A 19,045-nucleotide genomic window follows, 5' to 3' on the forward strand; every position below is an offset into this window, starting at 1 on the left:
CATGACCCGCCGCCTCCGCATCAAGCACATCACCAAGGTCTCGTACGCCCAGCCGGCCGCCTCGTCCCACAACGAGGTCCGCATGACCCCGCTGACGCTGCCCGGCCAGACCACCCTGGACGCGCGGGTCAGCATCGCCCCGGCGACGGCGACCTGGTCGTACTGGGACTACTGGGGCACCCAGGTGACCGGCTTCGACCTCATGGACCCGCACGCCGACGTCACGATCACGGCGTCGAGCCTCGTCGAGACGGCCCCGACGGAGCCCCTGCCCGACGCCCCCGACTGGACCGAGATAGCGGCGCGCACAGCCAACTCCCGCCTCCTCGAATTCGCGAACGCAACCAGTCGTACGACGGTCCCGGCGGGGCTGGTGGAGCGGGCAAGGGAGGCTTCCGCCGGCCTGGACCCGCACCAGACGGCGATCGCGGTGTCCGGGCTGGTCGCCGACCGGGTCTCCTACATCCCCGGCGCCACCGGCGTGAACACCTCAGCCGCCGAGGCCTGGGAGCAGGGCGCCGGTGTCTGCCAGGACATCGCGCACGTCACCATCGCCCTCCTGCGCGCCATCGGCCTGCCCACCCGCTACGTCTCCGGCTACCTCCACCCCGAACGCGAGGCCGAACTGCACCGCCCGGTGGCCGGGCAGAGCCACGCCTGGATCGAGTACTGGGCGGGCGACTGGTCCGGCTACGACCCCACGAACCGCACCAGGGCCGACGAGTCCCACGTGGTCGTGGGCCGGGGCCGCGACTACGACGACGTGACCCCGCACAAGGGCATCTACCGGGGCGTGGCGGGCGGCCCGCCGGAGGTGACGGTGGAGTTCACCAGGGTGGGCTGAGCCGACGGGAGGGCCGGGTGTTCCGGCCCTCCTCCCGGGATCAACCCAGGTTGAGCTCCTCGCACGCGCTCTTGAGCTTGCTCGTGCAGATGTCCGACAGCGGGTAGATGTCGTCGGCGATGACCGTGTCCTTGATGTTCTTCTTCGTCAGGGCGACGACAGAGACGAGCTGAGCGGGAATGTCCTTGTTCGTCGGGCTGTCGACCTTGTCACGGGTGAGGGCGTCGAACTGGATGTCCTTGCCCTGGACCTTGGCGACAGCCATCTCCGCCGCGGCCTCGGCCTCCTGCGGGTACGACTTGTAGACGCTCATGTACTGCTCGCCGCTGATGATCCGCTGCACGGCCGCCAGCTCGGCGTCCTGGCCGGTGATCGGCGGCATGTCGGTGACGCCCGCGCCCTTCAGCGCGTCGATGATGCCGCCGGCCATGCCGTCGTTGGCGGAGTAGACACCGGCGATGTTGTCCACGCCGATCTTGTCGATGGCCTGCTTCATGTTGGCCTCGGCGTTCTCCGGCTTCCAGTCCTTGGTGTCGAAGGACTCCTCGATGTCCACCTTGCCGGTCAGCTCGTCGAGCGCGCCCGCCTTGAACTGCTTGGCGTTCGGGTCGGTGGGCGAGCCGTTCATCATGACGATCTTCTTCGAGGCGTCCTCGCCGTTGCCCAGCGCCTCCACGAGGGTGCGGCCCTGGACCTCGCCGACCAGCGAGTTGTCGAAGGAGATGTACGCGTCGATCGGGCCCTCGGCCAGCCGGTCGTAGGCGATGACCGGGATACCGGCGTCCTTGGCCTTCTTCACGCCGTCCGCGACGGCGTGCGAGTCGACCGCGTCCAGCAGGATCACATCGACCCCGTCGTCGATCATCTTCTGCAGCTGGGTCGCCTGCTTGTCGGCGCTCGCGTCGGCGTTGGCGTACTGGACCTTGCCCTGGTTCCGGGTGAGGGACTCGACCTTCTTCTTGATGATCGGGTAGTCGAAGCTGCCGTAACGGGAGTTCGCCGTCTCGGGCAGCAGCAGCCCCACGGTGATGTCGTTGCCCTTGGTCGGGCTCGCGTCACTGGCCTCGCCTGATGCGTTGAGCACGCCGCAGGAGGCGAGCGACAGGGTCATCGTGGACGCGGCCAGAGCTATGGCGGTACGACGCATGAAGGGGCTCACTTCTGGTGTCTTCCGGACGTGGGCGCAGCATTGCGACCCAGGTGACTGAAAAGCCAACGCGTCCGCGCCCGTCTGCGTCAAGCGGAACTACTTAACGAGATGGCAACATCACCCTCCGCTTCACCTGTGAAGGCCTGGGATATTCGCCTCCAAACCCCCTTTACGGACCCTCCATCCGGTGCGCCCCCAGCAGAGGTTGAGATCCGTACAACCAACTCCATTCCTCGCGAGTCGTGATCACGGCAGCTCTTTTCCGTCGTTCCGATCCCGACCCGAGGACCGAATGAACTCAGCCAGACGCACGACGGCGGCCACCGCGACCGCTGTCGTGCTCGCCACCGCCGGCGGCCTGCTCTCCACCGTCACCCCCGCCTCCGCCGCCGTCAGCTGCACCTCCCCCGTCTTCAAGCGCCAGTTCTTCGCGAACACCACCTTTTCGGGCACCCCGAAGAAGACGGACTGCGACACCACGATCGACCAGAACTGGTCCGGCGCCCCCGCCTCGGGTCTGCCGAGCAACAACTTCGGCGTCCGCTGGACGGTGACGAGGGACTTCGGCTCCGGAGGGCCCTTCGCCCTCACTGCCTCCGCACTGGACGGCATCCGCGTGTACGTCGACGGCGTCCGCAAGATCGACCTGTGGAGGAACGTGTCATCGACGGTGACTAAGACCGTCAACCTCACGATCCCCTCCGGCAAGCACAGCATCCGCGTCGACTACGTCAACTGGACCGGCAGCGCGAGCGTCAAGTTCAACTACACGCCCCGCACATCGGCGACCGTCGACAAGGTCAAGCCCCTCACCCCGACGGGGACTTCCCTCTCGTACGACCAGGCAACCGGCAAGGCCAAGCTCACCTGGGCCAAGAACAAGGAGATGGACCTCGCGGGCTACAAGGTCTACCGGCGCCTCAAGGGGACGTCCTTCGGCAGCGCTCCGCTGAAGACGACCACGTCGACGTCGTACACGGACTCGACGATCCCCAAGTCGGGCGAGCAGTACCTCTACGAGGTCCGCGCCTACGACAAGGCGGGCAACGTCTCCGCCGGCACACCCGACAAGGCCGTGACGACCGTCGACGCGACCCCGCCCGCGACGCCCTCGGGGATGACGGTCAGCAGGCTGGACGCCTCGGTGCGTATCGCGTGGCAGCCGGTGGCGGGGGAGGTCACGTACCGCGTCTACCGGTCGACCTCGCCCGAAGGTCCGTTCTCGGAGGTGTCCGACTGGATCCCGGGCACGTCGTTCGAGGACAAGCCGTCGTACGCCCTGTACAAGACCTGGTACTACCGGGTCACCGCGCGTGACACGGTCGGCAACGAGTCCGCGCCGACGGCGATCGGCACCACCGACGACATCGACCTGGACCCGCCCGCCCCGGTGAGCACCGTCCAGGCATCGGGCACCACCGCCGGGAACAACGTGTGGTGGCATGCGAGCACGGATGCCGACACAGTGAAGTACCAGGTGTGGACACGGCGGTTGACCGAGCCGGAGTTCACCGGGCCGGTGATCGTCACCGGCACGTCGTGGCTCGACGAGTCGGCGCCGGTCGGCAGCAGCGTCGAGTACAAGGTGTACCCCGTGGACGCGGCCGGCAACGTGGCCCTCAGCTCGGTGTCCGGCCGGGCCATCCGTCCCGCAGCGGCCTCGATCCCCGCGCCCTCGGCCGTCACCGCCAAGCCGCTCGACAGCGCGACCCGCGTGACCTGGAAGAACCCCGATGCCTTCGTGCAAGGCTTCCGCGTCTACCGGCGCACCGCACCCGACGGCGGCTGGACCCTGCTCAACGACACCCTGACCACGGCGCCCACGTTCGACGACACCACCGCTCCCAAGGGCTACGCGTCCTACTACGTCGCCGCCGTCAACGGGGAGGGCGACGACTCCCTCCCCTCGGCCCCGGCCACGGTGGACCGCCTCACCCCGGCGACCGCCACCGCGCCCCTGGCGCCCGGCCTAGCGCTCTCGGCGCCGTACACCGAGTGCACGGCGAACGACTGCGCGGCACACGGCGGCACCGGCCAGCCGTTCACCGTGACGATGTCCCGCCCCGCGGGCGACGACCGGCGCATCGGCGGCTACCGGTGGCACGTCATGGCCTTCGGTGACGAGTCGGGGTACCCGACCACCACGGACACCAGCTTCACCTGGACGCCGGCGACACACGGTCAGTACCGCGTCGAAGTGGCGACGGTGGATGTCTACGGGCGGGTCGGTCCCTCCAGCACGCTCATATTCAAGGTCAGTTGAGAGATCGGACCCGAGTACCGAATGAACCGAGTACGACGCACAACGGCGGTCACCGCGACCGCCGTCGTGCTCACCACCGCGAGCGGCCTCCTCGCCGCGACCGCGGCCCCGGCCACCGCGGCCGTGAGCTGTACTTCCCCCGTCTTCAAGCGGCAGTTCTTCGCGAACACCACCTTCTCCGGTACGCCGAAGAAGACCGACTGCGACCCGGCGATCGACCAGAGCTGGGGCACCGGCGCCCCCGCCTCGGGTCTGCCGAGCAACAACTTCGGCGTCCGCTGGACGGTGACGAGGGACTTCGGCTCCGGAGGGCCCTTCGCGCTCAACGCCTCCGCCCTGGACGGCATCCGCGTGTACGTCGACGGCGTCCGCAAGATCGACCTGTGGAAGAACACCTCCACGACCGTCTCCAAGACGGTCAACCTCACGATCCCGTCCGGCAAGCACAGCATCCGCGTCGACTACGTCAACTGGACCGGCAGCGCGAGCGTCAAGTTCGCCTACACGCCCCGCACTTCGGCGACCGTCGACAAGTTCAAGCCCCTCACCCCGACGGGGACTTCCGTCTCGTACGACCAGGCCACCGGCAAGGCCAAGCTCACCTGGGCGAAGAACAAGGAGATGGACCTCGCCGGATACCGGGTCTACCGCCGCCTCAAGGGCGCGTCGTTCGGCAGCACTCCGCTCAAGACGACCACTGCCACGACGTACACCGACACGACCCTCCCGGTGACCGGCGACACCTACTACTACGAGGTCCGTGCCTACGACAGGGCGGGCAACGAGTCGGCCGGTACGGCGGACAAGGCCGTCGTCACCGCCGACCGCACCGCCCCCGCCGTGCCCGCCGATGTGGAGGCCGACTCCGTGACGGACGGGCTCCGGCTCACGTGGACCGCGGTCACCGGAGCGGTGTCGTACCGCGTGTACCGGGCGCCGAGCGGGAGCACCTCGTATGTGAGGGTCGGGGACGCCAACGCTCCCTCGTACCTGGACACTTCGGCGGTCGAGGGCAGCTCCTACAGCTATCGGGTGACCGCCCTGGACACGGCGGGCAACGAGTCCGTCCGGTCCGCCGCCGTCGAGGCGACCCGCTATGACCGGACCCCGCCGCCCGCGGTGACCGGGCTGAAGGCCACACCGACCGCGTACGGCTTCACGCTGAGCTGGGACCCGAACCCGGCGCCCGACCTGGGACGGTACCTCGTCTACCGGGGTGAACTCGTGGGCGACGAGGAGGAGAAGGTCTGCTCCGTGCACGAGGTGGAGTGGCTGTTCGCCGACACCACGTCATACGAGTACGCGACCCTGCCGGACGGCGAGGAGGCGTGCTTCTTCGTGGACGCGTACGACGACAACTGGCTCTCCAGCTGGAAGTGGACCGGCGAGGCCAACATCGTGGTGGAGACGGAGCTCGACGTCACACCCAGCGTGGCGACGCCGGAGGGCTCCCCGCTGGAGCTGGAGGCGGTGGCACCGGAGGGCGACGGGGGCAACTCCCTGACCTGGACCGGGCTCGGCGAATCCGCCCCCGAGGCGGCCGGCGGCTACCGCGTCTACCGCTGGAACCCGGCCACGTCGGCCTACGAGAAGATCGCCGACCGCAACAGCGGCGACAGGTCCTTCATCGACACGGGCGCGAAGCGCGGCACCACGTCCTTCTACTGGGTGACCGCCGTCGCCGCCGACGGCACGGAGAGCGCACCCGCGGGCGACTACGCGATCACCACACCGGCCGCCTGAGCCACACACCTCCAACTCACAGGAAAACCCGAGCCCATGAGCCCAGCCAGACGCACGACGACCGTGGCCGCCGTCGTGCTCGCCACAGCAGGTGGCCTGCTCGCCGCCGCGACCCCCGCGTCCGCGGCCGTCAGCTGCACCTCCCCCGTCTTCAAGCGGCAGTTCTTTGCGAACACCACCTTTTCGGGCACCCCGAAGAAGACGGACTGCGACACCACGATCGACCAGAACTGGTCCGGCGCCCCCGCCTCGGGTCTGCCGAGCAACAACTTCGGCGTCCGCTGGACAGTGACCAGGGACTTCGGCTCCGGCGGTCCGTTCGCTCTCAACGCCTCCGCCCTGGACGGCATCCGCGTCTACGTCGACGGCGTCCGCAAGATCGACCTGTGGAAGAACACCTCCACGACCGTCTCCAAGACCGCCAACGTCACCATCCCGTCCGGCAAGCACTCGATCCGCGTCGACTACGTCAACTGGACCGGCAGCGCGAGCGTCAAGTTCAACTACACGCCCCGCACGTCCGCGACCATCGACAAGGTCAAGCCCCTCACCCCGACGGGGACTTCCCTCTCGTACGACCAGGCCACCGGCAGAGCCAAGCTCACCTGGGCCAAGAACAAGGAGATGGACCTCGCCGGATACCGCATCTACCGCCGCCTCAAGGGCGCGTCGTTCGGCAGCACTCCGCTCAAGACGACCACGTCGACGTCGTACACCGACACCGCCCTTCCGATGACCGGCGACACCTACTACTACGAGGTCCGCGCCTACGACAAGGCCGGCAACTCCTCGGCCGGCACCTCCGACCAGGCAGTCGTCACCGTGGACCGGACCCCGCCCGCCGCGCCGTTCGTCGAGTGGGACGCCTGCCCCGTCGACCAGCCCTACGCGGCGCCGCAGCTCGTCACCACCTCGGCGAACGCGGCCGACATCGCGTGGTACGAGATGCAGCGGCTCGACCCCGCCACCGGCACCTGGTCCACCGTCTACACCGGTGCCAAGGGCGCGATCTGCGACACCGGGTACCCGGCCGACGGCAGCAAGGTCACTTATCGGGGCCGAGCGCGCGACGCCGCCGGCAACTGGTCCGCCTACTCGGCCGCCACCACGTTCACCACGGCCGACCTGACGCCCCCGGCACCTGTGACCGACGTGCGCGTGACGTACCGGTCGGGCGTCCCGCATCTGTTGTGGTCCGCCGTCGACGGGGCCGCCTCCTACCAGGTCGTCCAGTACGACCCCGCGACCGGCGGCTGGAGCGACGCGCTGCCCGGCGGGGGCACCACCGCGCAGACCGACGTCGTGCCGCGCCAGCTGGCCGCGGTCTTCGACAGTTACCGGTACGCGGTGCGCTCGCTGGACGCGCAGGGCAACGCCGCCGCTCCGGTGGAGGTCACCCTGACGATGGCCGACCGGCCCGAGGCGATCCCCGCGTACGAGACCACCGCGAGCCGGTTCGAGGAGGGGGTGATGATCGAGTGGGAGAGCGTCGATCCGTGGACCTTCGACGGAGGCAAGTACCTCTCGTACGAGATCGTCCGCACCGACCCGGCGACCGGCGAGAGGACCACCGTGGACCTGTGCAAGCCGAACGAACTGTTCAACGACACGATGGAGCCCCCGTCGGTGTCCTGGTCGTGGGTCACCGGTGCGAACGTCCCCGCGTACGCCGGCAGCAAGCTGCTCCGCGGCACCTGTTGGGATGTCTCGGGCGCCTCCGAGACGACGTACGACTACCGGATCGTGACCGTCGACACCTACGGGCACGAGTCGCAGCCCGGCCCGGCCGCCACGGCGACCTTCCCGGACACACAGCGCCCGGCCCCGGTCGAGAACCTGACCGCGGAGGTGATTCCGCTCGGCGTCCGGCTGACCTGGACGCCTCCGGCCGACGACGACGTCACGGGCTACCGCGTGTGGCAGGGCGTCACCGACCCGGAGACCGGCGAGACGGCCTGGAAGGAGAACTGCTGGACCGGCGACTCCCTGGCCGCCACCGAGATCCTCTGCCCGACGGTCCCCGACGGAGCCGCCCACGTCTACAAGGTGGCCGCCACGGACGGCTCCGGCCTGATCGACTCGTACGCCGGCCCCGAGGCCTTCCACCCCGCCGAGGTCTCGGTCACCCTGCCCGACACCCGGCCGCCGGGCTGGACCGGCACCACCGTGTACGAGGACCAGTACCCGGAGCTCTACGTCCGCTGCGGCGAGACGATCTACGACCCGCCATGCAGTGACTTCACGGACTACCGCTGGGAGAAGTGGGACGCGGTCACCGGCACCTGGACCCTGTTCGCCACCGGCGAGGTCCACGACCCGAAGTTCCACCTGGACGAGACGGTGCACGAGGACCGGCTCGGGCTGTACTACTACCGGGCCGTGTACACCGACCCGGCGGGCAACGAGGAGATCCGGGAGCAGGAGGCCTACGGCATCTGGGACGACTGGCTCTGACGGGGACCGGCTCTGACCGCGCGTGAGCAACGCGAAGGGGCCCGGAGGTTCAGCCTCCGGGCCCCTTTCGCAGAGGTAGGTCAGTCCTGCTGCCGCTTCGGCCGCCACACCACCAGCGCGCTCGTCTGCTGTACCTCCTGGTACGGCACCAGATCGCGGCGGTACGACGCGTGCACCGCCGCCTCGCGCTGCTGCATCGCCGCCGCCGCGCCGTCCAGGGCCGCCTGGAGTTCCGCGACGCGGGACTGCAGGGCGGCGACCTGGTTCTCGAGTTCGATGATGCGCTTGATGCCGGCGAGGTTGATGCCCTCGTCCTGCGACAACTGCTGCACGGTGCGGAGCAGTTCGATGTCGCGGGCCGAGTAGCGGCGGCCCCGGCCGGCGGTGCGGTCCGGGGAGACCAGGCCCAGGCGGTCGTACTGACGCAGCGTCTGCGGGTGCAGGCCGGACAGCTGGGCCGCCACCGAGATGACGTAGACCGGGGTCTCCTCGGTCAGTTCATACGGGTTGCGTCGACGGCCGTCCATCTCCATCAAGCTCCCTTCGCGGCCTGGAACAGCTCCGCCCGCGGATCCTCACCCGCGGTCGCCTCGCGATACGCCTCAAGCGCGTCACGAGCCTTCCCCGTCAGGTCCTTCGGAACACTCACCTCGACGGTGACCAACAGGTCGCCGCGGGTGCCGTCCTTGCGGACCGCGCCCTTGCCCCGCGCCCGCATGGTGCGGCCGTTGGGCGTGCCCGGCGGCAGTTTCAGGGTGACGGGAGGGCCGCCCAGCGTCGGGACCCGGACCTCTCCACCCAGCGCCGCCTCGGTGAACGTCACCGGGACGGTGACGGTGAGGTTGTCGTCCCTGCGGCCGAACACCGGGTGGGCGTCGACATGGACGACCACGTACAAGTCGCCTGCCGGGCCGCCCCGTTCACCGGGTGCGCCCTTGCCGCGCAGGCGGATGCGCTGGCCGTCCGACACCCCGGCCGGAATACGGACCTGCATGGTGCGCGACGACTTGGCCCGGCCGCTGCCCTTGCAGACCTCGCAGGGGTTCTCCGCGATCAGGCCGCGGCCCTTGCAGTCCGGGCAGGGGTCGGTGAGCGAGAAGCCGCCGCCCGAACCCCGGGCCACCTGGCCGGTGCCCACGCAGGTCGGACAGACCCGCGGGTTGCCGTTCGCGTCGCCGGTGCCCGAGCAGGCCTTGCAGGGGGACTGCGAGGACATCCGCAGCGGGACCGTCGCGCCCTCGATCGCCTCGGTGAAGCTGAGGGTGACCTCGGACTCGATGTCCTGGCCGCGTCGCGGCTGGGTGCGCGTGGTGGCGCCGCCCCGGTTGAACAGGCCCCCGAAGACATCACCGATGCCGCCGCCGAAGCTTCCGGAACCCCCGCCCTGGGGGGCGCCTCCGAAGAGGTCGCCCAGGTCGAAGTTGAAGTTGCCGCCGCCCGCGCCCGGCCCCGGGCGGAATCCGCCGTTGCCGAAGAGGGTGCGTGCCTCGTCGTATTCCTTGCGCTTCTTGGGGTCGCCGAGTATGTCGTTCGCCTCGGAGATCTCCTTGAAGCGCTCCTCGGCCTTGGCGTTGCCCTTGTTGGCGTCCGGGTGGTACTCGCGGGCGAGCTTCCGGTACGCCTTCTTGATCTCGGCCTCGGTGGCGTCCTTGGGGACGCCGAGGACCTTGTAGTAGTCCTTCTCGATGAAGTCCTTGGTGCTCATCCTCGACGTCCCTCCTCTCTCGTCGTCAGTTCAACGTCAGCCCTCGTCCGGGCCACCGTTCTCCTTGTCGTCGCCGGCCTCGGCCTCTTCGGCCTTGATTGTCTGCGCGCCCGGCTGCGGCTCGGCGACCGCCACCCGCGCGGGGCGGATGGTGCGCTCGCCGATGCGATACCCCGGCTGGAGGATCGCGACGCAGGTCGTCTCGGTGACGTCCGGCGCGTAGGAGTGCATCAGCGCCTCGTGGATCGTCGGGTCGAAGGGCTCGCCCTCCTTGCCGAACTGCTGCAGTCCCATCTTCGCCGCGACGGTCTCCAGCGACTCCCCGACGGACTTGAATCCGCCGACGAACTCGCCGTGGTCCCGGGCGCGGCCGATGTCGTCGAGCACGGGCAGGAGCTCGGTCAGGAGGTTCGCGATGGCGATCTCCTTGACCGCGATCCGGTCGCGCTCGACCCGGCGGCGGTAGTTCGCGAACTCGGCCTGGAGCCGCTGGAGGTCCGCCGTGCGCTCACTGAGCGCCGTACGCGTCTGGTCCAGCTGGGCCAGCAGGCCCGCTTCTGCGTTCACGTCCCCGGCCGGGGCCGCTCCCTCTTCGGGAGCGGCCTGCGGCTCGGCGTCGTCGGGGGTCGCGCCGGAGGGGACGTCGGGCTTCTCGTCGAAGCCCGGGGTCTCCTCGGTCACGCCGCACCGTCCTTGCGCTCGTCGTCCACGATCTCGGCGTCCACGACGTCGTCGTCCGCCTTGGCGCCGCCGTCGGTGGCACCCTCCGGGCCGCCCGTGGCCTGCGCGGCCTGGGCGTCGGCGTACATGGCCTGGCCGAGCTTCTGGGAGACGGCCGCGACCTTCTCGGTGGCCGTGCGGATGACGGCGGTGTCCTCGCCCTTGAGGGCTACCTTCAGCTCCTCGACGGAGGCCTCGACCTCGGTCTTGATCTCACCGGGGACCTTGTCCTCGTTGTCCTTGAGGAACTTCTCCGTCTGGTAGACGAGCTGCTCGCCCTGGTTGCGGGACTCGGCGGCCTCGCGGCGGGCGTGGTCCTCCTCCGCGTACTTCTCGGCCTCCTGGCGCATCCGGTCGACCTCGTCCTTCGGCAGCGAGGAGCCGCCGGTGACGGTCATCTTCTGCTCCTTGCCGGTGCCGAGGTCCTTGGCCGTGACGTGCATGATGCCGTTGGCGTCGATGTCGAAGGCGACCTCGATCTGCGGGACACCGCGCGGGGCCGGCGGCAGGCCCGTGAGCTCGAACATCCCGAGCTTCTTGTTGTACGCCGCGATCTCGCGCTCGCCCTGGTAGACCTGGATCTGCACGGACGGCTGGTTGTCCTCGGCCGTCGTGAAGATCTCGGAGCGCTTCGTCGGGATCGTGGTGTTGCGCTCGATCAGCTTGGTCATGATGCCGCCCTTGGTCTCGATACCGAGGGACAGCGGGGTCACGTCGAGGAGCAGGACGTCCTTGACCTCACCCTTGAGGACACCGGCCTGCAGGGCGGCGCCGATGGCGACGACCTCGTCCGGGTTGACGCCCTTGTTGGCGTCCTTGCCGCCGGTCAGCTCGCGGACGAGCTCGGCAACGGCGGGCATACGGGTGGAGCCACCGACGAGGACGACGTGGTCGATCTCGTTGATGGAGACGCCGGCGTCCTTCATCACGTTGAAGAACGGGGTCTTGCAGCGCTCCAGCAGGTCGGCCGTCAGCTGCTGGAACTGGGCCCGGGTGAGCTTCTCGTCCAGGTGCAGCGGGCCCTCGGCGGAGGCGGTGATGTAGGGCAGGTTGATCGAGGTCTCGGTGGAGGAGGACAGCTCGATCTTGGCCTTCTCGGCGGCCTCGCGGAGGCGCTGGAGGGCCATCTTGTCCTTGCCCAGGTCCACGCCGTGACCGGAGGCGAACTGCTTGACCAGGTAGTCGACGATGCGCTGGTCCCAGTCGTCACCACCGAGGTGGTTGTCACCGTTGGTGGCCTTCACCTCGACGACGCCGTCGCCGATCTCCAGCAGGGACACGTCGAAGGTGCCGCCACCGAGGTCGAAGACGAGGATTGTCTGGTCGTCCTTGTCGAGGCCGTACGCGAGAGCGGCGGCCGTCGGCTCGTTGACGATACGAAGGACGTTGAGACCGGCGATCTCACCGGCTTCCTTGGTCGCCTGACGCTCGGAGTCGTTGAAGTACGCGGGGACGGTGATGACCGCGTCGGTCACCTTCTCGCCCAGGTAGGACTCGGCGTCGCGCTTCAGCTTCTGCAGGATGAACGCGGAGATCTGCTGCGGGTTGAAGGGCTTGTTGTCGAGCTCGATCTTCCAGTCCGTGCCCATGTGCCGCTTCACCGAGCGGATGGTCCGGTCTACGTTGGTGACCGCCTGGCGCTTGGCGACCTCGCCGACGAGCACCTCGCCGTTCTTGGCGAAGGCGACGACGGACGGCGTGGTCCTGGCGCCCTCGGCGTTGGTGATGACGGTGGGCTCACCGCCCTCCAGAACGCTGACGACGGAGTTAGTCGTGCCCAGGTCGATGCCGACCGCACGTGCCATGGTTGATTCCTCCAGCTGACTTGAGTGGAACGGACTCAAGTGTGCATGACGCCTTCCCTGCGGTCAACAGACCTGAGTCTGTGAGGCTCAACTCTTATCCGTTCCTTACACGCAACTGGCCCGTGACCTGCGGAGAAGCAGACCGGCGAGGTCCGTACACAGGCACCCCGAGCAGTCCCACCACGACCACCACGGCACCCCCGGCCACCCACACCACCGCGGATTCGCCCACCCATCCGACATGCACCAGCACGCCGACGGCCACCGCCGCGAACGCGCAGAGGGCAAGGATCACCACCGCCCCCTGCGGGGTGAGCCCGAGCCGCCGCAACCGGTGCGCGAGATGGTCGGGCCCGCGCCGCAGCAGGGGCCGCCCGGCGAAGCGGCGGGACAGCATCACGAGCACGACATCGGCGCCCGCGACGGCGGCGAGGGCGAACAGCACACCCGCGTCGGACAACGGATCGCCGCCGGCCCGTGTGAACACGGCCGTCGAGGCGAGCAGGAACCCGGTGAACAGCGACCCGCACGAACCGAGTGCCACGCGCGCGGGCGGCCAGTTGTGCATGAGGAACCCGGTCAGCGCGGCGGCCAGCACGCTCAGCAACACCGCCAGCCCGTCCATGACTTCGGCAGCGGCGACGGCCCCGGCCCCGAAGGCGGTCACCACCCCGACGGTCCCCGCCAGCGCGTCCGCGTGATCGAGCGCCCGGAACCCGACGGCCACGATGACGATCCAGCCGACGGCGAGCACGCCGACGAAGGGCCCGGTCTCGCCGTACGGCACCACGAAGGCCGCCGCGATCGCCGTACCGCCGACCAGGAACCGCAGCTTCACCCGCCGGAAGTCGGCGATCAGCCCGAGCCCGGCGACGACGGCGGCGGCCACGACCAGCCCGCCGACCCCGTCCCCCAGGGGCGCGTAGCGCGTCCAGTTCCCCGCACCGGCCACGGCACAGGTGGCGGCCACGACGGCCACCCCGCCGACCACGGGCACGGGCCGCTGCCACCGCCGGTCGAGCAGCCCGATCCGCTGGGCGGGCAGCCGGAACAGGGCGGCGAGGACGGCGGCGAGGAGAAAGGCGGCTGAGGCGGCGAGGATCCCGTAGATCACCCTCTTAAATTAGTCATGAATTGCCCTAATTATCATGAATAACACGGTCGACTCCTGAGGCAACCCTCAGCGACACAGATCACCGCACGCCCGGCTACAGTGCGGCGGAAGATAGGGGTAGTCTCGGGAACTGATTAAGTTACCGCTTAGTAATCTCTTGAGACCTCTCGACGAAGCCCCTCTCGCAGGCCCGAGGAGCCCCGAAATGCAACTCGCCGCGATCATCGTGTCGCTGGTTCTGATCGTGGTCGGCGTGGCCCTGTTCGCCCGCGCTGCCCTGCAGATCCTCAACTTCATGCGGCTCGGCCAGAGCGTGCCCGCGGGCACCCGCACCGACGAGCCTGTGCAGCGCGTCATCACCGTGGTCAGGGAGTTCCTCGGCCACACCCGGATGAACCGCTGGGGCGTCGTCGGCGTCGCGCACTGGTTCGTGGCCATCGGCTTCTACACGCTGCTGCTGACGATCGTGAACGCCGTCGGGCAGCTCTTCCAGGCCGACTGGGTGCTGCCGATCATCGGGAACTGGGCGCCGTACAACGTCTTCGTCGAGTTCATCGGCACCATGACGATCGTCGGCATCCTGGCGCTGATCGTCATCCGGCAGCTCAGCAAGCCGAACAAGCCGGGCCGCAAGTCCCGCTTCGCGGGCTCCAACACCGGCCAGGCGTACTTCGTCGAGACGGTCATCCTCGTCGTCGGCATCTGCATCTTCATGCTGCACGCCCTGGAGGGCGCCCAGCACCACGTCGAGGGCTACGAGGCGTCGTTCTTCATCTCGTACCCGGTGGTGTCGTGGCTGGAGGGCATGGACCTCTCCACGCTCCAGAACCTCACCTACTTCTTCGCCGGCCTGAAGGTCTCGACCTCCTTCATCTGGATGATCGTGGTCGCCCTGAAGACCGACATGGGCGTGGCCTGGCACCGCTTCCTGGCCTTCCCGAACATCTACTTCAAGCGCGACGCCAAGGGCGACACCGCGCTGGGCGAGCTGCTGCCGATGACGTCGGGCGGCAAGCCGATCGACTTCACCGACCCCGGTGAGGACGACGTCTTCGGTGTCTCCCAGGTCGAGCAGTTCTCCTGGAAGGGCCTGCTGGACTTCTCCACCTGCACCGAGTGCGGTCGCTGCCAGTCGCAGTGCCCGGCCTGGAACACGGGCAAGCCGCTCTCCCCCAAGCTGCTGATCATGTCGCTGCGGGACCACGCGCACGCCAAGGCGCCGTACCTGCTGGCCGGCGGCGGCAAGACGATGGAGGGCGAGGAGAAGGCGTCCGAGGAGCAGCTCGCCTCAGTGCCTGCTGCCGCTCTCGCCGAGGCCGAGCGCCCCCTCATCGGCACCGTCGAGGAGAACGGCGTCATCGACCCGGACGTCCTGTGGTCCTGCACCACCTGCGGCGCCTGTGTCGAGCAGTGCCCGGTGGACATCGAGCACATCGACCACATCGTCGACATGCGCCGCTACCAGGTGATGATCGAGTCCGCGTTCCCGTCCGAGGCGGGCACGATGCTCAAGAACCTGGAGAAGAAGGGCAACCCCTGGGGCCTGGCGAAGAAGCAGCGCCTGGAGTGGCTCAAGGAGGTCGACTTCGAGGTCCCGGTCGTCGGCAAGGACATCGAGGACCTGTCCGAGGTCGAGTACCTGTACTGGGTCGGCTGCGCGGGTGCGCTGGAAGACCGGGCGAAGAAGACCACCAAGGCCTTCGCGGAGCTGCTGCACATCGCGGGCGTCAAGTTCGCGATCATGGGCGGCGACGAGAAGTGCACCGGTGACTCCGCCCGCCGCCTGGGCAACGAGCCGCTGTTCCAGGAGCTCGGCATGGAGAACGTCATGGCGCTGAACATGGCGTTCGGCGAGGAGATGGACGACGACGGCAAGGTGACGGAGGAGTCCCGCAAGCCCAAGTCGGCCAAGAAGATCGTCGCCACCTGCCCGCACTGCCTGAACACGATCGGCAACGAGTACCCGCAGATCGGCGGCGACTACGAGGTCATCCACCACACCCAGCTGCTCCAGCACCTCGTCGACGCGGGCAAGCTGATCCCGGTGACCCCGGTCGAGGGCATCATCACCTACCACGACCCGTGCTACCTGGGCCGCCACAACAAGATCTACACGCCCCCGCGCGAGATCATCGCCAGCGTCCCCGGCATCCGCAACGAGGAGATGCACCGCCACAAGGAGCGCGGCTTCTGCTGCGGCGCCGGTGGTGCGCGGATGTGGATGGAGGAGCGGATCGGCAAGCGCATCAACAACGAGCGTGTCGACGAGGCGCTTTCGGTGAACCCGGACATCGTGTCGACGGCCTGCCCGTTCTGCCTCGTGATGCTCACGGACTCCGTGAACGGCAAGAAGAACGACGGCAAGGCGAAGGAGTCCATCCAGGTCGTCGACGTGGCCCAGCTCCTGCTGGACTCCGTGAAGACCCCGGTGGACCCGGAGGACACGGCCGACACGGAGAGCGCGCCGGAGCCGGAGCCGGTGAAGTAACAGCGGCAGTACGGGGTGGGGGGCGGCGGCCTTGCGTAGCTTGCTCCCCATGGGTGGGGAGAAGACCGGGAGCGGACGGCTCGTGGACGCGGTGCGGGCCAAGGACGCCGACGCCGTACGGGAGTTGCTGGCAGCGGGCCCGGACACCGTGGGCCCGGACGGGCTGCCCGTCCTGTGCGCCGCGGTGACCGCGTACGACGCCCCCGTCGCCGAGATGCTCGTCGAGGCCGGAGCGGACCCCGACCGGCCGCTCCCGGACGGGACGACCCCGCTGGAGCGGGCCGTCGTAGGCGGCTCACCTGCCGTTTTCTCGGCCGTCCTCGGCGCCGAGCCGCGGCTGCGCCTCCCCGAGGACGCCCGGGAGCGGCTGCTGGCCCTGGCCCGGCGCTGGTACGAGACCGGTGCGGCCGAGGAGCTGCGCAGGCTGACCGGCGCCCGCGGACCCGCCGAGACCGCCCGGGTCCTGGACGACGACCACGACTGGGTCTGGGAGGTCACCCTCGGCGGACGCACCGTACGAGCCGGGCACGGGTCCGTCCTGTCCACGCTGGAGTGGGCCTTCCGGATCCTGCCACCGGTCGACGAACTGATCGCCCGTGCGGTGAGGGAACAGGACGACGCGCACGTGGACTGGTGGGCGGTCCGATCCGTCCTCGCCCAGCGGCGCAGCTTCGAGACCTATTCGGCGGTGGTGGCTCACCGCCGCCACCCGTCCCCGCTGAACCGCCGTTTCGTCCTGGACCACCTGCGCGACAGGTCGTTCTTCCGGTACCACACCAACTCCGCCGCGTACTACGACAAGAAGGAGGGCACGTTCCTGGCCGACTGGGCCATGGCGGAGACGGACGGCGAGATGCTGGCGCGGGTGCTGGACGCTTACACCGAGTACGACCACCCCGACCAGCGGGCCATCGGACTGAGCCACGCCGGCCACCCCGACCCGCGGGTGCGCCGGGAGGTGCCCTGGTGCCTGATCGATGAGGACGTCGCGCTCACCGCGGAGGCCAGGGAAGCGCTGCGCACCCTGACCCTCGACCCTGACGCCCAGGTGCGCCTGAACGCCTGCGAGGCATGCGGGTACGACGAGGAGCTTTCCCCGGACGCCGTGCGGGCGCTGCTGCTCCTCGTCGAGGAGGCGGACCCGGACGTACGACGCCCGGCCGCGGCGCAGCTGGCCGGCTGCCGGGACCGTACGCCCGCCGTCGCCGACGCGCTGGCCGCGCTGCTCGACGACGGGGACCGGGAGATCCGTATGGAGGCGGCCTACGGTCTCGCCAAGCGCGACGACCCGCGCACGGCGGTCGCGCTCGACAGAGTGGGCTCCCTGCGCGACTTCTCCGAGCACGATCACCGGGCCGACGCGCTGTGGGGCTGGCGGTGGCGGCAGGAGCATCCCGCCGACTCCTGAGGCTCATCCTTCACACTGGGGGAAGCAACCGATCCGAAAGGGCCGCGGGATGATCATCTTTGGCACCAAGGGCTACGTCTACCAACTCGCGATACTCACCCTCCTGTGCGGCCACTGCGGCAACCCCGCCGCGCACACGCTGCGCAAGCGCGTCACCAAGTTCACGCTGTTCTTCGTGCCGCTGTTCCCGTTCTCGACGAAGTACGCGACGCAGTGCACGTTCTGCGGTGCGGAGCAGAAGATCACCAACGAGCAGGCGGAACAGCTGCAGGCGCAGGCGGTAAGCGGCGGTCAGTCGTACGGGCAGCCGCAGCAGCAGCCGTATCAGTCCTGAACACGTCGCACGTCTTAACGCGTCACGCCTCTTAACTCCCGGCCCGAACACGCGCATCATTACTGAGTCGTTGTCAAAGAGGCCGGTGAGGTGAGCGGTGCGCGTGCGAAGACGCACGATGTGTGTGGCGGCGGTGACCGTCGCCTGGCTTGTTCCTCTCGCCGCCTGCGGGCCGACCCAGCACACCGGCACCGCCGAGCACACCCCCGTGAAGGTCGCGAAGGGTGACGTCCCCGCTCAACTGCCCGTCCCCCGCGGCAAGGGCAGCGACGTCCCCGACGACTTCAACGGCGACGGCCACGGCGATCTCGTCCTCGACGACCTGGTGAAGAAGCAGAGTCACGCGGACGACGCCGGTATCGGCGTCGTCTACGGCTCGGCGCGCGGACTCGTGCCGGGCGCCCGGCAGTTGCTGAGCCCGGCGCGCAACGCGGCCCGCGTCAAGGGCCAGCTCCCCGCCCTCTTCGACGCGGAGGCGGCCTGCGACCTCGACGGGGACGGCTTCACCGACCTGGTGATCTCCACCGACCCGCCCTACGACGGCCAGGGACGCCCGCCGATCCCGCTCCAGCTCCTCTTCGGCTCCCCCGAGGGCCTCACCGGCAAGGCCGTCACCCTCACCGTCCCCGCCCGGGCCCGCGCCGGCAACGACTGGCCGGACCAGCCGGTGTGCGGCGACTTCGACGGTGACGGGGCCGAGGACCTGGTCGTCCACGCCTCCGACCGGCAACTCAGCTTTCTGCCGGGCCCGTTCACCCGCAAGGGCGCCCCGAGCGCCGCCACCACCCCGATCCCCGCGCCCGGCAACCTCCCCACCGGCCCCGCCGCCGACGTCGACCGCGACGGCTACGACGACCTGATCGTCCGTACGGCAGAAGGAACCGCCACCTCGGCACTCGTCCTCGGCGGCCCGACCGGCCCCAGCGGCACCGGACCCGCCCTCCCGGACGGCATCGACGTGGCCCTCGGCGACTTCGGCAAGGGCGACCGGCTCGATGCCGCGGTCGGCGCGATGGG

General features: G+C 69.3%; 14 protein-coding genes. 8 read left to right on the forward strand and 6 right to left on the reverse strand.

Going from position 1 to position 19,045, the window contains the following annotated elements; all coding sequences use genetic code 11:
- Position 1: 1 nt before the first annotated feature.
- Positions 2-844 (forward strand): transglutaminase family protein, encoded by an 843-nt coding sequence (locus ACTWQO_RS42910; RefSeq protein ID WP_443242807.1) that lies wholly within the window; start codon positions 2-4, stop codon positions 842-844.
- Positions 845-884: 40 nt separating this feature from the next.
- On the opposite strand, the gene ACTWQO_RS42915 is transcribed toward ACTWQO_RS42910, so the two are convergent.
- Positions 885-1,991: a sugar ABC transporter substrate-binding protein gene (locus ACTWQO_RS42915; protein ID WP_443242808.1), complete on the reverse strand. Its 1,107-nt coding sequence runs from the start codon at positions 1,989-1,991 to the stop codon at positions 885-887.
- Positions 1,992-2,286: 295 nt separating this feature from the next.
- Here ACTWQO_RS42915 and ACTWQO_RS42920 point away from each other — a divergent pair, with 295 nt between their 5' ends.
- The 3 genes from ACTWQO_RS42920 to ACTWQO_RS42930 are packed head-to-tail and all read left to right on the forward strand — an operon-like array spanning position 2,287 to position 8,454.
- Positions 2,287-4,257 carry a PA14 domain-containing protein gene (locus ACTWQO_RS42920; protein ID WP_443242809.1) on the forward strand — a complete coding sequence of 657 codons (1,971 nt, stop codon included), beginning with the start codon at positions 2,287-2,289 and terminating at the stop codon, positions 4,255-4,257.
- Positions 4,258-4,278: 21 nt separating this feature from the next.
- Positions 4,279-6,000: a PA14 domain-containing protein gene (locus ACTWQO_RS42925; protein ID WP_443242810.1), complete on the forward strand. Its 1,722-nt coding sequence runs from the start codon at positions 4,279-4,281 to the stop codon at positions 5,998-6,000.
- A 36-nt stretch (positions 6,001-6,036) separates the two neighbouring features.
- Entirely contained in the window at positions 6,037-8,454 is a 2,418-nt protein-coding gene (locus ACTWQO_RS42930; RefSeq protein ID WP_443242811.1) for a PA14 domain-containing protein, read from the forward strand.
- Between the two features lie 80 nt (positions 8,455-8,534).
- Here ACTWQO_RS42930 and ACTWQO_RS42935 read toward each other — a convergent pair whose 3' ends face one another.
- The 5 genes from ACTWQO_RS42935 to ACTWQO_RS42955 all read right to left on the reverse strand — a co-directional run bounded on the left by ACTWQO_RS42935 (position 8,535) and on the right by ACTWQO_RS42955 (position 13,798).
- Positions 8,535-8,981, reverse strand: a complete 447-nt coding sequence (locus ACTWQO_RS42935; RefSeq protein WP_443242812.1) for a heat shock protein transcriptional repressor HspR — start codon at positions 8,979-8,981, stop codon at positions 8,535-8,537.
- A gap of 5 nt (positions 8,982-8,986) precedes the next feature.
- Complete coding sequence (gene dnaJ, locus ACTWQO_RS42940; RefSeq protein WP_443242813.1) at positions 8,987-10,159, reverse strand: molecular chaperone DnaJ; 1,173 nt, start codon at positions 10,157-10,159, stop codon at positions 8,987-8,989.
- Between the two features lie 36 nt (positions 10,160-10,195).
- Positions 10,196-10,840 carry a nucleotide exchange factor GrpE gene (gene grpE / locus ACTWQO_RS42945; RefSeq protein ID WP_443242814.1) on the reverse strand — a complete coding sequence of 215 codons (645 nt, stop codon included), beginning with the start codon at positions 10,838-10,840 and terminating at the stop codon, positions 10,196-10,198.
- Positions 10,837-12,684, reverse strand: a complete 1,848-nt coding sequence (gene dnaK, locus ACTWQO_RS42950; RefSeq protein ID WP_443242815.1) for a molecular chaperone DnaK — start codon at positions 12,682-12,684, stop codon at positions 10,837-10,839. Before dnaK ends, grpE begins: the two co-directional genes overlap by 4 nt.
- A 94-nt stretch (positions 12,685-12,778) precedes the next feature.
- Entirely contained in the window at positions 12,779-13,798 is a 1,020-nt protein-coding gene (locus tag ACTWQO_RS42955; protein WP_443242816.1) for an MraY family glycosyltransferase, read from the reverse strand.
- Between the two features lie 205 nt (positions 13,799-14,003).
- On the opposite strand from ACTWQO_RS42955, the gene ACTWQO_RS42960 reads away from it, so the two are divergent.
- From ACTWQO_RS42960 to ACTWQO_RS42975, 4 genes are all read left to right on the forward strand, one after another.
- Positions 14,004-16,286 (forward strand): (Fe-S)-binding protein, encoded by a 2,283-nt coding sequence (locus ACTWQO_RS42960; protein ID WP_443242817.1) that lies wholly within the window; start codon positions 14,004-14,006, stop codon positions 16,284-16,286.
- A gap of 49 nt (positions 16,287-16,335) precedes the next feature.
- Positions 16,336-17,694: a HEAT repeat domain-containing protein gene (locus tag ACTWQO_RS42965; RefSeq protein ID WP_443242818.1), complete on the forward strand. Its 1,359-nt coding sequence runs from the start codon at positions 16,336-16,338 to the stop codon at positions 17,692-17,694.
- 49 nt (positions 17,695-17,743) lie between these two features.
- The gene (locus ACTWQO_RS42970; RefSeq protein ID WP_443242819.1) at positions 17,744-18,028 is read left to right on the forward strand and encodes a zinc-ribbon domain-containing protein; all 285 of its coding nucleotides are present in this window, start codon (positions 17,744-17,746) and stop codon (positions 18,026-18,028) included.
- A gap of 97 nt (positions 18,029-18,125) precedes the next feature.
- A partial coding sequence (locus tag ACTWQO_RS42975; protein WP_443242820.1) for an FG-GAP repeat domain-containing protein occupies positions 18,126-19,045 on the forward strand: 920 nt, incomplete at its 3' end.

It is taken from the genome of Streptomyces sp. 4N124 (genome assembly GCF_052245395.1).
Classification (GTDB): Bacteria; Actinomycetota; Actinomycetes; order Streptomycetales; family Streptomycetaceae; genus Streptomyces.

Coding starts and splice junctions, on each gene's coding strand:
- ACTWQO_RS42935 (WP_443242812.1), bottom strand. CDS start 8,981: ATGGACGGCCGTCGACGCAACCCGTATGAACTGACCGAGGAGACCCCG.
- ACTWQO_RS42925 (WP_443242810.1), top strand. CDS start 4,279: ATGAACCGAGTACGACGCACAACGGCGGTCACCGCGACCGCCGTCGTG.
- dnaJ (WP_443242813.1), bottom strand. CDS start 10,159: ATGAGCACCAAGGACTTCATCGAGAAGGACTACTACAAGGTCCTCGGC.
- dnaK (WP_443242815.1), bottom strand. CDS start 12,684: ATGGCACGTGCGGTCGGCATCGACCTGGGCACGACTAACTCCGTCGTC.
- ACTWQO_RS42965 (WP_443242818.1), top strand. CDS start 16,336: ATGGGTGGGGAGAAGACCGGGAGCGGACGGCTCGTGGACGCGGTGCGG.
- ACTWQO_RS42930 (WP_443242811.1), top strand. CDS start 6,037: ATGAGCCCAGCCAGACGCACGACGACCGTGGCCGCCGTCGTGCTCGCC.
- ACTWQO_RS42970 (WP_443242819.1), top strand. CDS start 17,744: ATGATCATCTTTGGCACCAAGGGCTACGTCTACCAACTCGCGATACTC.
- ACTWQO_RS42910 (WP_443242807.1), top strand. CDS start 2: ATGACCCGCCGCCTCCGCATCAAGCACATCACCAAGGTCTCGTACGCC.
- ACTWQO_RS42915 (WP_443242808.1), bottom strand. CDS start 1,991: ATGCGTCGTACCGCCATAGCTCTGGCCGCGTCCACGATGACCCTGTCG.
- ACTWQO_RS42920 (WP_443242809.1), top strand. CDS start 2,287: ATGAACTCAGCCAGACGCACGACGGCGGCCACCGCGACCGCTGTCGTG.
- ACTWQO_RS42960 (WP_443242817.1), top strand. CDS start 14,004: ATGCAACTCGCCGCGATCATCGTGTCGCTGGTTCTGATCGTGGTCGGC.